The organism is Bacteroidota bacterium (genome assembly GCA_016722565.1).
Classification (GTDB): domain Bacteria; phylum Bacteroidota; class Bacteroidia; order 2-12-FULL-35-15; family 2-12-FULL-35-15; genus 2-12-FULL-35-15.
Window position 1 is genome coordinate 400,208 of sequence record JADKIU010000001.1, and the last position, 14,129, is coordinate 414,336.

Genomic DNA, 14,129 nt, shown 5'->3' on the forward strand with positions numbered 1-14,129 from the left:
TAGATAAATGGATTTTAAAATTTTCCTAAATGTAAAACTATTTTTTGTAAAAAATGATACTGATTGATGAATGGTAGTCAGATGGAGAGAGTTTTGAAAGTTAACTTATAAGGTATTTACGGAGAGTCCGCTAAAACAGACACGCATTTACATTTCCCTACAACCTATTTCCTTCTTTTGGGTCCACGCATGGCTTCAGCCGTCAACGGGTCTTCCGGCCAATGGTGTTTCGGGTAGCGGGAGAGGAGTTCTTTGCGGACTTCAAAATAAGTTTTTTCCCAGAAGCTTTTTAAATCCTGTGTGATTTGAACAGGCTTGTAACCAGGTGATAGTAAGTGTAATAGGATTTTATTTTTGCCTTCATTCACTGTTGGTGTTTCGAATAATCCAAACACTTCCTGGAGTCGAACGGCCATTTCTATTTTGCTGCCATCGTTAAAGTAAGAAAGTTTTATCATAGAGCCTGTTGGCACTTCCATTTTTGCCGGTGCGAGTCTGTCCAGTTTTTGTGATAGCTCCCAAGGCAAAATGGAATGTAAAATTTGGGTGAAATCGAGCTTTTGTAATTCACTTAATTTATTGATTTTGATGAGATAAGGTGAAAGCCAATCTTCTAGCGTATCTAGTAAATGTTCGTTGGAAATGTCTGGCCAGTTGTCGTTGGGCCGCCATGCGCGTAAACTCAAAACACGTGCTTGCAACTCTTCTTGCGATTCGTTCCAGTTTAATATTTTTAATCCGTTTTCACGAATCACATCACAAAGAACTTGAATGCGCTGCGCATCATCTATTTTGGTAATCGCTTTTGTTTCCAGAATCAAATTCCCAACGCGCTTTTCAATTGCCCCAACCACCATTCCTCTTTCTTTGTCCCAGCTGATGGTTTGTCGTTCTTCTGCCAACTCATACAAATCGTTTGAATCAAATGCGGCAGCTAAAAATATTTTTCCTTCGTTGGTTCCGGCATCCAGATGTGCAACTGCTAACCACTCTTCTTGTGCTAAAGCATCGGTTTCATTTAATTTTACAATTCGTCCGTTTGCCAACCGATACCGCAACGATTTATCAATTCGTTTGGCGATGCGTTCCGGGTAGGCGGTAGCAAGTAGTTTCCCGATGTTGAAAATGTTGGGAGCTACATTGTCAATGTCTATTCGTACTAATTTTCTCCACGATTGAGCCAGTCGTTCCATGCGATCCAACACTTTTCTATCGGCATTTACGCGTTCACCTGCTCGGTATTTTCTAAGCAATTCAATCCGTAAAGATAAATCTGCACCACTTTCTTTATTTAGTGGATCACGTTCTTCGAGAATTGCTGCAATATCGGTTGCTAACGAGATATAATTTTCGTTTGGTTTGTTTTTTTGGAAATGTGTTGCTTCAATGAGCATGTGTGCCAAGCGCGGATGAGTTGGCATTTGCAACATCTCTTTTCCACGAGCGGTTATTTTATTGTTTTGTAGTGCCCCTAGTTGATTCAACAATTCTTTTGCTTGCGATACAGCTGCTTGCGGAGGTGGCGTCAACCAAAGTAACTCGTTGATGTTTTGAATTCCCCATTGACCAAGCTCTAACATTAGTGGAGCCAAATCGGCTTCTAAAATTTCCGGTTTACGATTCGGGATCAAATGAATGTGTGACCCTTCGCTCCACAGCCTGTAGCAGGTTCCCGGCCCCAATCGTCCAGCTCTTCCCGCGCGTTGGTCGGCAGCATCCTTGGTCACTTTAATGGTTTCCAAACGTGTTAATCCTGTTTGAATATCAAAGCGTGGGGAGCGCGCATAACCGCAGTCAATCACCACTGTAATGCCTTCTATGGTTAATGATGTTTCTGCAATGGAAGTGGCTAAAACGACTTTTCGTTTTCCATTTACATTTGGCAAAATCGCTTCTTGTTGTTTTTGTTGGGATAGATCTCCGTACAAAGGTTGTATCGATAGTTCAGAATTTTCTTCTTCTAAAAGTTGTTGCGTTCGGATGATTTCTCCCGCTCCGGGAAGAAAAGCAAGGATATCGCCTTTGTTTTCGCGCAATGCTTTTTTGATGGCGTTTGCCATTCGTAAATGCAGATACACTTTCTCGTCCGTATTCAGATATTGAACACTCACAGGATATTGACGACCTTCAGAAGTGAGTATTGGAGCGTTGTTTAAGAGTGATGATAATTTTGCTCCATCCAATGTTGCCGACATAATTAAAATACGCAAATCATTTCGCAACACCTGTTGTACTTGATAACACAATGCCAAGGCCAAATCCGCATTCAAACTCCGCTCATGAAATTCATCAAATATGACTAATCCAACATCGTCCAGTGCATTGTCGTTTTGCAACATACGCGTTAAAATTCCTTCGGTAACCACTTCAATTTTTGTGTTCTTCGAAATTTTATTTTCGAAGCGGATGCGGTAACCAATTGTTTCTCCAACGGACTCGTTTAATAAGGATGCCATTCGGGTTGCTACGGAGCGGGTTGCCAACCTTCGAGGCTCCAACATAATTATTTTTTTTCCTTCTAACCATTTTTCATTGAGTAATTCTAAGGGAAGAATGGTTGATTTTCCGGCACCGGGTGGCGCTTGTAAAATAATCACCGGCTCGTTATGGAGCTTGACTTTTAAGTCGGGGATAATTTCGTTAATCGGGAAATCGTTGTTGGTCATCTTGGGTAAAAATAGCAATAAAAAAAACCGTTCTGAGTTTTTCGGAACGGTTTAATGAAATTTCAGAATCTTAATTTATAAAAAATACTTCTCTTTTAAAAACTCAGTATAATCACCAAGATTAGCCATTACCTGTAGTTCTTGGTAACGTTTGTGAAAAGCCATGTCATCGGTTTGGGCGTTTAATACATCCAAACGAAATTTATCGAAGTTCACCAATGCTTTTTTTTCATCAAGCGTTAAGGGCTCTCCGTTAAATTCTCTTTCACGTAAATCGTTGATGCTCGGAACACCACCGATGTCCTCTTTAGCAAAATACTTGTTTAATAACTTAGCGCGATTTTCCATAGTGTTTATCTGTTTACAAAATTACGTCAATTATCCGTTTTGGTTACCACTTTAGGGCGATATGTTATAAACATTGAGTTGTTAATTGACAATTTTCTGTTCCGTAATTCTTTATTCCAGAACAAAAACCGATTTAAGTTGTTGATTTTGATACGAATTAAAATGTGCAACTTTGTTCGTCTTTATGAAAGAAAAAGCATCTCCCTTACAACAACCTTTTTTTTCCGTTATTATTGCCACTTTCAATAGAAAGGCAACAATTATCAGAGCCATCCACTCATTGATTGCACAAACCGAAACTGATTGGGAGGCAATTATTGTGGATGATGGGAGTACGGATAATACCTATTTTGAAATTCACAAATTGTTGCAGGAACATCGGAACATTAAATATGTAAAGCAACAAAATAAAGGTGCTGCGGCTTCTAAAAACAGAGGGATTCAACATGCCAAAGGTGCTTTTTTTACATTCTTGGATTCGGATGATGAATACGAAACGAATCATTTGGAATCCAGAAAAAAGATGTTGATGGCAACGCCCAATTTGAAATTTATATCCGGGGGATTAAAAATAATCGGCAGTCCGTATGTGCCCGACCGCTTTAACGCTTCGCAGCTGATTCACCTGGATAAGTGCGAAACCGGAGGAACTTTTTTTGTTGAAAAGGAATTGATGTATTCCTTAAAAGGATTTAACAATATTCTCCTTGGTGAAGATTCTGATTTATACGATCGAATTGTCAATACAGGCTGTCTCATCTACAAGACGGATGTTCCAACCTACATCTATCACAGAGATACAGAAGGTTCTGTTACCAATTTGCTATTGACGATTTAATTAGATTGTAGCAGAATTTGTTCTATTTTTGTTTTAATGAAAAAATTACTTCTCCTGCTTTTTCTTGTCAGTATTTCCTTTGTTTCTGTTTCTCAAAACTATCGCAAACAAATTGAGGAAGTTGATTCTGCTTATTACCACGATCAATACAATGTTGCAAAGAAGTTAATTGCGAATCTAATTCCCAAATTGGATAAGATTAAAGACGATACCCTGTTGGTGGAATTTCTCAATACTTGCGGATCGGTTTATTATAACACAGAAGAATATACTGAGGCGGGCAATTACTTTTTAATGGCATCAGAAAAAGCAAAAACTACTTTAGGCGAAAGCGAATACCATTATGCACTTGCCCTTTTTAATTTAGCCGGATGTTATAAAGAAGAAGGCAGATACGCTGAAGCTGAACCGCTCTATATCAAATCATTGCCTGTGTTGGCAGGGGCATTCGGACAAAGCAGTGTGGAGTATACCCGTTGTTTTTATACGTTAGCATCGCTTTATATTGATATGGGTCGCTATAATGATGCAGAAGGAATGTGCGCGGCTGCCGTTAATTTCTACAAAGAAATCTTGGGAAATGATAGTCCGGATTACCTCGGTGCTCTCGGTTCCATTGCTATTGTATATCAAGGGCAAGGTAAATATGAGAAAGCAGAAGAGATTTTTGTTGCCTTGCTAAATTATTTCAAAACACAAAATAAAGACAAGTCTCAAATCAATACCTTACAAAATAATCTTGGTGAACTGTATCGCACCATGGGTGATTATGAAAAAGCAGAACCTGCTCTGGCAGAGGCTGTGCGAACATCCCCCGAAAATTCACAATCGGCTGCAACCTCTCTCAATAATTTAGCATTGGTTCAAAAAGCAATCGGTAAATATTCGGAAGCAGAAGTCTCTTATAAAAAAGCGATTGAGATTTATAAAGCCTTAAACAAAACCAATCATCCCGATTATACGAATCCTGTAAATAACTTAGGCGAATTGTATCGTACCATGGGGCGGACACAAGAAGCAGCAAATGCTTTTATGGAAGTGATTGCTATTCGTAAAAAACTGTTGGGAACGGATCATCCGAATTATGCAAATGCTTTGAATAACCTCGCTTTATTGGAGTCGGAAGTGGGTTACTATGAAGATGCCGAAAGACATTTTTTAGAATGTGCAGATATTTATAAACGTATTTTGGGTGAGAAGCATCGTTTTTATGCCAACTGTTTAAACAATCTGGCATTTGTTTACAAGGCCACCGGCAAAATAGAAAAAGCGAAAGAAACGTATGAAGAATGTTTGCGATTGGCGAAAGAATCGGTGGGTGAAAACAGTGATAAATATGGTTTGTATTTAGGCGGATTGGCTGGGACCTACCGCATGTTGCATCAATACGATAAAGCTATTCCGTTGATACTACAATCGATGGAGATCTTGAAGAATAAATTGGGCGAAACGCATTACGATTATATTGATACGGAATATCATTTGGCTGAAACCTATCGTGAAAGCGGGAATTTTAAGGATGCTAAAAAACATTATTTAAATTCCATCAAAGGTTTTTTATTTTTAATTGAAAAGTATTTTCCTTCATTGGGTGAAAAGGAAAAAACAGATTTTTATTTCACGGTGAGCAATACATTTGAAACATTCAATTCATTTGTCATTGAAATGAAAACACAGTTCCCAAAAGAAAATCATGATGACTTGGTTGAAAGGATGTATGATAATCAATTGGTAGTTAAATCGCTTCTTTTGAAAGAAACCGGAAAAGTAAAAATTCAGGTTGCTGAAAGTGGCGATAAGAAATTAAAAGAAGAGTACGAGGAATTATTAAAATTGCGCGAAACAATTGTTCAACAATACCGCTTGACCTCAGAAGATTTAGAAGAGATAGGTGTGGATTTGCCTGCAATGGAAAAACAAGCAAATGAATTGGAGCAAAAAATTACTTCTGCTTCCAACATTTCTGTGAAGAAGAAAGAAGAGTCAAAATCTTGGAAAGACATTCAACAAAAATTAAAAGCAGATGAATGTGTTGTGGAGATGGTACGAACGGATTTTTATACTAAAAGCCGTTGGACGGATTCGGTTTATTATTCTGCAATGGTGATTGATAAAACCTGTAAGTCGCCTAAGTTTATCTTTATTAATGGGGATGAGATTGATACAAAAGTAGCAGCTTCGTACCGGAATTTAATAAAAACAAAAGCAGCAGACGAAACATCTTATGATGCTTTGTGGAAGCCATTAAAAGCAGCAATTGGAACAGCGAAAAAAGTTTATTTTTCTCCTGATGGTGTCTATCAGCAGGTGAATTTGTACACCTTAAAAAATCCGGAAACAAAAAAATACTTGATTGATGAAACCAATATTGTATTGTTAACCAACTCACAGGATTTGTTAGAAACCGTTTCTGCTTCCTCCTCCCAAACAGCTGAAATATTTTCGTTCCCGGATTATGATTTTATTCCATCAACTGCCGAAGTAAAATCCTCTGAGCCTCTTTCACGATATGGTTTTACAGAGTTGGCAGAACTACCGGGAACAAAAATTGAAGCAGATTCGATCACAAAAATTTTGAAATCAAAAAATTGGAAAGTAAACGAACACTTGCAAGCAGAAGCCACAGAAGAGGCAATTAAAAAAATTCAAAACCCGAAAATCTTGCACATTGCTACACATGGTTTTTTCTTAAAAGATGTGGAAGACAATGCAAGTGTTGTGATGGGAATGCAAGCAAACATTGCAAAAGAAAATCCATTGTTACGTTCCGGTTTGATGATGGCGGGTTCTGCTGCCATTGCCAGAGATTCGATGGTAGACAATACCACGGATGATGGAATTTTGACAGCTTATGAAGCGGCAAATATGAATCTGACACAAACAGATTTAGTCGTTTTGTCAGCTTGTGAAACAGGCTTAGGTGAAATGAAAAACAGTCAAGGTGTTTACGGTTTACAACGTGCATTCATGGTAGCCGGAGCCAAATCGGTGGTGATGAGTTTGTGGGTGGTAGATGATTTTGCAACACAAGAATTGATGAGTAATTTTTATCGCGAGTGGTTAAAAGATCCATCGGCAGAAAATCGTCAAAAAGCATTCCGCACAGCACAACTTAAATTGAAAGAGAAATTCCCGGACCCTTACTATTGGGGAGCTTTTGTGATGGTTGGGAAGTAGATGACGTTCGTCAATTTTTATGACCATCAAATAATAGTATCTTTGCAAAAAATAAAAGTGTATGAGTAAAGTTTTTGTAACCGGTCCGGATGGCGTTTTGGGAAGTAATATTGTTCGCGAACTTCTTGCCCGAAAATATGAAGTGAAAGTACTGGTGTTTGGTCCGCATGATCCTATTACTTTAAAAGGATTACCAATAGAAATTGTCAGAGGAAATGTGACGAATAAAGCAGAGTTGATTGAGCTTTCGAAAGGATGTGATTATTTCATCAATGTTGCTGCCATCACCGACATGTGGCCTACACGTGGAGAAAAATATTTTAAAATCAATGTAGAAGGTGCTGAAAATGCAGTAGAAGCAACCCTTCAAAATAAAATGAAACGATTGGTGCACATTGGAAGTGCAAGCTCCTTTGGATACGGAACAATCGACAATCCCGGAAACGAAACCACCGCCTACAAATCTGCTAAATACAAAGTAGATTATATTGATAGCAAGAAACTCGGACAAGAAAGAGTGTTAGCAGCTGTAAAAGAAAAAGGGTTGGATGCTGTTGTGGTTTGTCCCACCTTTATGATTGGTCCATACGATTCGAAACCCAGTTCTGGTGCAATGATTATTGCTATTGCGAAAGGTGAATTGCCGGGCTATTCTTCCGGAGGAAAAAATTGGGTGTATGTAAAAGATGTTGCTGTTGGCGCCTGTAACGCTCTAACAATGGGTCGCACAGGCGAAGCCTATATTTTGGGTGGAGAAAATATTACCTATGTGGATGCTGTAAATCGTATTGCAGCGGCACTCGGACAAACGAAACTTCCGAAATTTGTTGTCCCTCGGTTTTTATTGCTAACCATTGGCTGGTTAGGAACGGTTGCTGCGGCAATTACCGGTAAACCACCGAAACTTACCATCAACCTTGCACAGATTGCATGTGATGGCCATTACTTCAGTCCTAAAAAGGCGGTTGAAGAATTAAAAATGCCTCAAACACCGATTGAAGTAGGCGTGAAAGAGGCAAAGCAATGGTTTATCGAAAATAAATATTTGTAATTACTTACTGTTTTTCACAAGTATAACACTGCCTTTCCAATCGGAAAGCTCTACCAAGCTTTCGGGAATGGTTGTCATAAATTCCTTTAATGCTTTCGGGATGCCGTCCCAGGTGTGATTATAATCGTGGATAATGATAACACCACCCGGTGCAAGTTTTGGATAAAAAAATCTTAGGCCTTCGATCGTTGGTAAATATAAATCGGCATCCAAATGAACGAATGCAAAGGTTGTTTGATTTAACCCGATTGCGGTATTTGGAAAATACCCGGGATAAAAAATGGCCTGATTTCCAGCGTTGATGTATTGTTTTACTTCTTCTAAGCTTGTGTCGGAAAATTCTTTGGTGGTATATTTTCCACCTTGTTTGTTTTCATGTTTCAAATCTGTGGCATTAAATCCTTCAAAGGTATCAAACAGGTGAATCGTACGTGTTGGATCCATTTCAAAAATCATTTTTGCTGTTTCTCCTTTGTGGACGCCTAACTCAGCAAAGTCACCTTTTACATTTTCTTTTTTGAGTCGTTCAATTTGTAACCAAAAGTTGTAAAAACGAATCTTGTCAAAATAGCTTCGCTCCAGTGTTTTTAAATTTTCGGAGACCAACTTGTTTTTTACGGAATCTTCCCATTTGTAGGGCTTTGCAAGCTTGAAGGACCAAAATGTTTCAAGGTATTTGTAGATAAAAAATAGGAGAACCAGAACGAGTCCACCAGAAATAATATTGAAAATCGAATCCATAAAAATGAATAGCCTTAGAAAAAATAGTTGTACGAATGTAAGGCTATTATTTAATTACTTGTAAGAATCCCGGGTAGTTATCTCCGTTTTCTACGACCAGTAAATAGTAGTACGTCCCATCCGAAACACCGTTTGGCACCCAGTCGTTCGAGTAATTTTCTTTTTGATAAACGATTTGTCCCCAACGGTCATATACTTTTAAACTATTGGTACCGAAATATTCCAAGTATTTAAAATAAAGCATTTCATTGGCATTGTCGCCATTCGGAGTTACAACATTGGGTAATACAATTTCGGCTGGGATAACTGTAACATCTTGACAAATCGTATCAACACATCCACTGGAGGTTTGCATTGCTAAACAAACGTTATAAATTCCTGGAACGGAATAGATATGTGTCGGATTTTGACTCACATCAAAACTTCCATCACCAAAGCTCCACAGCCAATTGCTGGTGCTGCCACCGTAGGCAATACTGTTGTCGTTAAACGATAATGGTGTGTTAATGACAACCGGTTGAGGTGTTGCCAAGAATCCTGCAACGGGCAATGGGTCTGTATTTACAGTAAAGGTAATCGTATCCGATTGACAGGTATTGTTGATTGCAGAAACTTGATAGGTTGTAGTAGAAACAGTTGTTCCGGTGTTGGTGAGTGTTTGACTGATTGTTGTCCCCGTTCCACTTGTTGCGTTTCCACTCCAGCTCACAACACTCGTTCCGATGCAAGGAGTAAGTGTGGTGTTAAATGTTTCACCCGAACAAATGGTGATGGGATTGGGCGAAGCAGTAACTTCCGGTACTTCTTTGATGGTGATTACTCTTGGAGAAATGCCGGTCATCAGATTGCCACAGGCATCCGTAACCGTAGGTGGAGGAACAGATAACGTAGAAATGGTGTCGCACGTCCAAGGACAACTTGGAATCGTGAGCGTCAATGCTTTTGGTGTTGCAGCGATGGAACATCCTAAGGGTGTTCCAACAGTTACACTGCCAGCCATCCAGGGGTGTGTGATGGTAAATGGTGGAACACCATAACGGATGTAAACCGTTCCGGTGATCGTACAAACGTTTGAACAAATATTGTTGGGTGTAACATTCCAAAGTGGTCCGTATCCTTCAATGGTATGGCCTTCCACATAAGCGCTAAAGGGGTAACCGCCAAATGGATCATGATAAATATAGGTGGTGTTACAACCTGTTCCGGGACCTGTTCGCGAGATGAGCATTGATAAATAGAAGGTTTGTGTCGCACAGGATTGTGGTTTGCAACATAACAAAGGACTCTTTAAATCATAAACAGAAAGGTAGGCGGTTCCTGGAGTAGCGCCTGCCGTTCCGGTAACAGTGAAAGAGGTAGAGGTGTTGCAACTTGTTTTGAAATACATAGCACCTTGACTCATCGTTGCTGTTGTAAATGGGTTGGCATAAAAGCTACCGCTAACAAATAATCCGGTTACAGAAATGGAAGCTGGAATGGTTACTAAGATGCTATCCGCGCCTGTTGCTGGTGCTATGCAGGAAGGAATTGCACCGCCTGTACCAAGGTAAGTAGCTGTTGGACCGGTAACCAATGGGTCGATGGTAATCGGGAAAACGCGATCATGATCATTCATCCAAGAGTTTGGAACAATGATTTTTATTTTTTGTTTTCCGCCAACAATCTCAATTCTATATGCAGCAGTGATAAACGCTTTCGCAGCATCGTAACAAACAGCTCCGCGCATGGTTCCTAATTCTTTTCCACTAGCATCAAGAATTTGAAGTGCACCCAACCATCCTCTTTCATCTTGCTGTCCATACATTGCATCCGGCTGGAGTGTTGCATTTTGAGGGAGCTCTATTTCTTCTTCAATTATAAAATCAGATGTTGAAGCAATCGGAGCATTTAAAACATAGTTATACTTTACACCATTGAAACGAAATTCAAATGTTTTGGTAATGTTCGGGACGTTAGTGCTCATGGTAGCCGTTACACCTTGTTGTTTCAGTTCGGAAGTGGAAAGGGCAATGCCATTCACGGTACAGTTTTTTGAAAAAAGAATGGTGGAATGGTCGCCTGTATTTATTTCAATAGCACCGTTTGTTAATACACTTGCAGCATTGGGCTGATTGTTTGCAGAGAGCCCTCTGTTCGAAAATGTTGGTGTGATATCTACAGGAACAAGTGCTCCGCTCGTATTGTAATAGTTGATGGGCTGTTTGCTGTATTGCGTAATGATTCTTCCGTCTGGGGTAATGAATGTACTTGAAAACATTTTTCGTTCGCTCTCTACCTCTCGCCATTGTTGGCGGTCTTCTAAGATATTACGTTGTTCTTCCGTATGAAGATTGGCGGTAAGAGCGGACTCCTTGCTTTGTGAAAACATAGCAACAGTGCTGATACAAAAGAGAAACAATAAAAGAGTTGTACCTAAACTATTTTTTGAGAGTAGCATGTTTAGTGTAGTTTTAGACACTAACAAAGTTATTATTTTTTTGCATAAAAGCAAGAGAATTCTCCCTTTTAGATAAATGTAAAAGAACCGCTAAATTGTTTACATTTGGAAATCCATAAAATGAAAAGCGACATTTGCAAAATGAAAAGTTCGATTAAATACCTACTATTTGCATTGTTTTTTTATACTTCCTTTCAACCGCTCATTGCACAAGATGCAACACCAGATTCACTTATAAATATTGTAAAAGCCAATAAAGGAGATACGTTGCAAGTAAATGTGATGCACGACTTGTTTTTGTATTACGAATTTGAGGACAGAGCAAAAGCGGAAAAGTATTTGACGGACGCCATGGCCTTGGCAAAAAAAATAAATTTTGAACGAGGGATGGTTACCGGTTTTATTTATAACGGATACTTTTTGGAAGATGAAAGTAAAAACCAGGATGCTTTGGGTTTTTATGAAAAAGGACTGGCGCTCGCACTAAAGATTGATTATAAAAAAGGCATCGCTTCGTGTTATAACAATATCGGGAATATCAATTTGCGGTTAGGTCAATATCCCGTTGCAACAAAAAATTATTTTGCAGCCATGAAAGTGTATCAACAAGCAGGGAATAAGAAGGGAATGGCAGATGCGTATGGAAACATTGGAATCGTATATTTTTATTTGAATGATTTTAAGTCTGGGTTGAAGAGTAATTTTGCCTCATTAAAACTGTATACTGAAATCAATGATAAAAAAGGGATTGCAGATTCCTATCAACACATCGGAAATACCTTTGCAAAACAAAATAATTATGCAGCAGCATTACCTAATTTTTTGATGTCGTTAAAGATTTCAGAAGAAATCGATTACAAAGCAACGAATGCCTATGCACATAGTAATATTGGGTTAATCTATCAATTACGTGGTGATTATTCCAAAGCACTGGAAAATTATGATTTGGCTTTGAAAATAAACGAATCGATTGGAAACAAACAAGGGATTGCTGTTTCTTATGGTAATATGGGAGAAGCGTATACCGGGCAAAAAAACTTTACGAAAGCGCGTGAGTTTTTAACGAAAGCGATACTTCTGGCAGATACAACCGGTGATAAAGAAGTTTTGAAAAATGCCTACATCGCCTTGACGCAATTGGATAGTGCAACAGGAAATTATAAGGGCGCATTTGAAAATCACAAGCGATACATTTTGCATCGCGATAGTTTAAGCAACCAAGAATCTCGCAATCAAATTGTACAAAGTCAGATGACCTATGAGTTTGAAAAAAAGGAAGCGATTGCTCAAGCGGAACATAAAAAAGAATTAGAAAATCAAGAGGCCATTGCAGACGAAAAAAACAGAAAGCAAAAACTCATCATTGGATTTGTAGTGGTTGGATTCATCTTAGTACTCGTTTTTGCAGCCTTCGTTTCACGTTCGTTGCGAATCACGAAAAAACAGAAGGATGTGATTGAAATGCAAAAATTGTTTGTAGAACAACAAAAGGCAGAAGTAGAAATGCAAAAAGGAATGGTGGAAGAGAAACAGCTGCAAATAATCGATAGCATTAAATACGCCCGAAGAATTCAGCAATCGTTGTTGCCAACGGAGAAGTATATTGAGAAAAATATAAATAGGTTGAAGAAAAAGTAACCCACTCACCGAAAAACTGTAAATTCACGAAATTATTGGGGGATTAGCTCATTTGGCTAGAGCGCTTCGCTGGCAGTGAAGAGGCGACCGGTTCGAATCCGGTATTCTCCACGTTAACTCTGAAATTTTTTCCAGTCATATGGAGATTTTGTTTTAGTGAAACTATTCATTAAATTTGATTTGATGGATTTGAAACTAAACATAACACTCTTGTTCATTTTCGGACTTTTTAATTCTGTTTTTTCACAAGACAAGCTAATTAAAAATGATGGTACGGAATTGCAAGTGAATATTGTGGAGATAAATGCAACTGAGATAAAGTACAAACGGTTTGATAATCCTGACGGACCCTTGTACATCAGCCTTAAATCTGATTTTGTTAGTGCTGAATTTAATAACGGTGTGAAAGAGATTTTTAACGTTGATACTCCCAGAATCACAAGTAAAACCTGCCTTAATAAATACTCCCACTTCTCATTCCAACGATGTAAAAATTGGTGATTGGATAAAGTTCAATGTGGAAGCAGGTGTAACCTACAACAGAAGGTTTAATGCCATCCCTGTGAGGATAAATGGTGCTGATCGCCATGGCAATGGCAACGATTATAGTAAAAATTCGCTAAGCGACAAATATCACATAAGCCCATATGTAGCCTTGAATTGTATATTCGGAAAAGATAAAATTGTAAAGCATATCTTGGGCGTTTCCTATTTGAATGTTAAAACAAATTATGACCTAGTGTCTTCATCTGGATTCACTCCAAGTTATGGAAGTAATCCCCCTCCGTATTATGCACAATCTGCGTATGTTTCTGTTTCAGGAGACTATTATATAGTGGCGATAAATTGTGGAATTAATTTCACGGTTGCGAAAGGGTTGAATATTTCTTTAATAAGTTCATTGGGTTCCAGTATAAAGGGAACAACTGTTTCCAATGGCTATAGAACAGATTATATTACTTTGGCTGATACGGTCTATCCTGGATACAGTACACATGCAGAAACGGTACTTATCGAAAATGAAAAATCGAATGTTGAATCGATTGGTTTTTATTCGGGACAGGCAAAAATCCATTATAATTTTAAAGTCAAAAACAATGTATTTGGTGTATTTGTGCTGGGAAGCGCATCTTTAAAAAACCGTTTACCTTATTGTGCAATCGGCTTGACGTACTATCCTTTCAAAAAACTCTGGAGCGAAGATTTGTGATGTTCAACTTAGCACAGTGTTAA

At 38.6% G+C, this 14,129-nt stretch carries 9 protein-coding genes and 1 tRNA gene; 6 read left to right on the plus strand and 4 right to left on the minus strand.

Annotated features, from left to right (window positions below):
• Positions 1 to 164: 164 nt before the first annotated feature.
• Complete coding sequence (gene hrpB / locus IPP64_01565) at positions 165 to 2,666, minus strand: ATP-dependent helicase HrpB (protein MBL0328123.1); 2,502 nt, start codon at positions 2,664 to 2,666, stop codon at positions 165 to 167.
• Positions 2,667 to 2,741: 75 nt separating this feature from the next.
• On the minus strand, positions 2,742 to 3,014 hold the full coding sequence (locus IPP64_01570) for a hypothetical protein (GenBank protein MBL0328124.1): 273 nt from the start codon (positions 3,012 to 3,014) through the stop codon (positions 2,742 to 2,744).
• 184 nt (positions 3,015 to 3,198) lie between these two features.
• On the opposite strand from IPP64_01570, the gene IPP64_01575 reads away from it, so the two are divergent.
• The 3 genes from IPP64_01575 (at position 3,199) to IPP64_01585 (ending at position 8,080) form a co-directional block, all read left to right on the plus strand.
• Complete coding sequence (locus tag IPP64_01575; GenBank protein ID MBL0328125.1) at positions 3,199 to 3,852, plus strand: glycosyltransferase family 2 protein; 654 nt, start codon at positions 3,199 to 3,201, stop codon at positions 3,850 to 3,852.
• A gap of 36 nt (positions 3,853 to 3,888) precedes the next feature.
• Positions 3,889 to 7,029, plus strand: a complete 3,141-nt coding sequence (locus IPP64_01580) for a CHAT domain-containing protein (protein ID MBL0328126.1) — start codon at positions 3,889 to 3,891, stop codon at positions 7,027 to 7,029.
• A 61-nt stretch (positions 7,030 to 7,090) separates the two neighbouring features.
• On the plus strand, positions 7,091 to 8,080 hold the full coding sequence (locus IPP64_01585) for an NAD-dependent epimerase/dehydratase family protein (GenBank protein ID MBL0328127.1): 990 nt from the start codon (positions 7,091 to 7,093) through the stop codon (positions 8,078 to 8,080).
• Here IPP64_01585 and IPP64_01590 read toward each other — a convergent pair whose 3' ends face one another.
• Together IPP64_01590 and IPP64_01595 are read right to left on the minus strand one after the other, a co-directional pair.
• The gene (locus IPP64_01590) at positions 8,081 to 8,821 is read right to left on the minus strand and encodes a class I SAM-dependent methyltransferase (protein ID MBL0328128.1); all 741 of its coding nucleotides are present in this window, start codon (positions 8,819 to 8,821) and stop codon (positions 8,081 to 8,083) included.
• Positions 8,822 to 8,867: 46 nt separating this feature from the next.
• The gene (locus IPP64_01595) at positions 8,868 to 11,258 is read right to left on the minus strand and encodes a gliding motility-associated C-terminal domain-containing protein (GenBank protein ID MBL0328129.1); all 2,391 of its coding nucleotides are present in this window, start codon (positions 11,256 to 11,258) and stop codon (positions 8,868 to 8,870) included.
• Positions 11,259 to 11,378: 120 nt separating this feature from the next.
• Here IPP64_01595 and IPP64_01600 point away from each other — a divergent pair, with 120 nt between their 5' ends.
• The 3 genes from IPP64_01600 (at position 11,379) to IPP64_01610 (ending at position 14,106) form a co-directional block, all read left to right on the plus strand.
• On the plus strand, positions 11,379 to 12,896 hold the full coding sequence (locus IPP64_01600; protein ID MBL0328130.1) for a tetratricopeptide repeat protein: 1,518 nt from the start codon (positions 11,379 to 11,381) through the stop codon (positions 12,894 to 12,896).
• 37 nt (positions 12,897 to 12,933) lie between these two features.
• Positions 12,934 to 13,007 (plus strand) — tRNA-Ala (locus IPP64_01605).
• 310 nt (positions 13,008 to 13,317) lie between these two features.
• Entirely contained in the window at positions 13,318 to 14,106 is a 789-nt protein-coding gene (locus IPP64_01610) for a hypothetical protein (GenBank protein MBL0328131.1), read from the plus strand.
• Positions 14,107 to 14,129 lie beyond the last annotated feature (23 nt).

Coding starts and splice junctions, on each gene's coding strand:
- hrpB (MBL0328123.1), bottom strand. CDS start 2,666: ATGACCAACAACGATTTCCCGATTAACGAAATTATCCCCGACTTAAAA.
- IPP64_01570 (MBL0328124.1), bottom strand. CDS start 3,014: ATGGAAAATCGCGCTAAGTTATTAAACAAGTATTTTGCTAAAGAGGAC.
- IPP64_01575 (MBL0328125.1), top strand. CDS start 3,199: ATGAAAGAAAAAGCATCTCCCTTACAACAACCTTTTTTTTCCGTTATT.
- IPP64_01580 (MBL0328126.1), top strand. CDS start 3,889: ATGAAAAAATTACTTCTCCTGCTTTTTCTTGTCAGTATTTCCTTTGTT.
- IPP64_01585 (MBL0328127.1), top strand. CDS start 7,091: ATGAGTAAAGTTTTTGTAACCGGTCCGGATGGCGTTTTGGGAAGTAAT.
- IPP64_01590 (MBL0328128.1), bottom strand. CDS start 8,821: ATGGATTCGATTTTCAATATTATTTCTGGTGGACTCGTTCTGGTTCTC.
- IPP64_01595 (MBL0328129.1), bottom strand. CDS start 11,258: ATGCTACTCTCAAAAAATAGTTTAGGTACAACTCTTTTATTGTTTCTC.
- IPP64_01600 (MBL0328130.1), top strand. CDS start 11,379: ATGAAAAGCGACATTTGCAAAATGAAAAGTTCGATTAAATACCTACTA.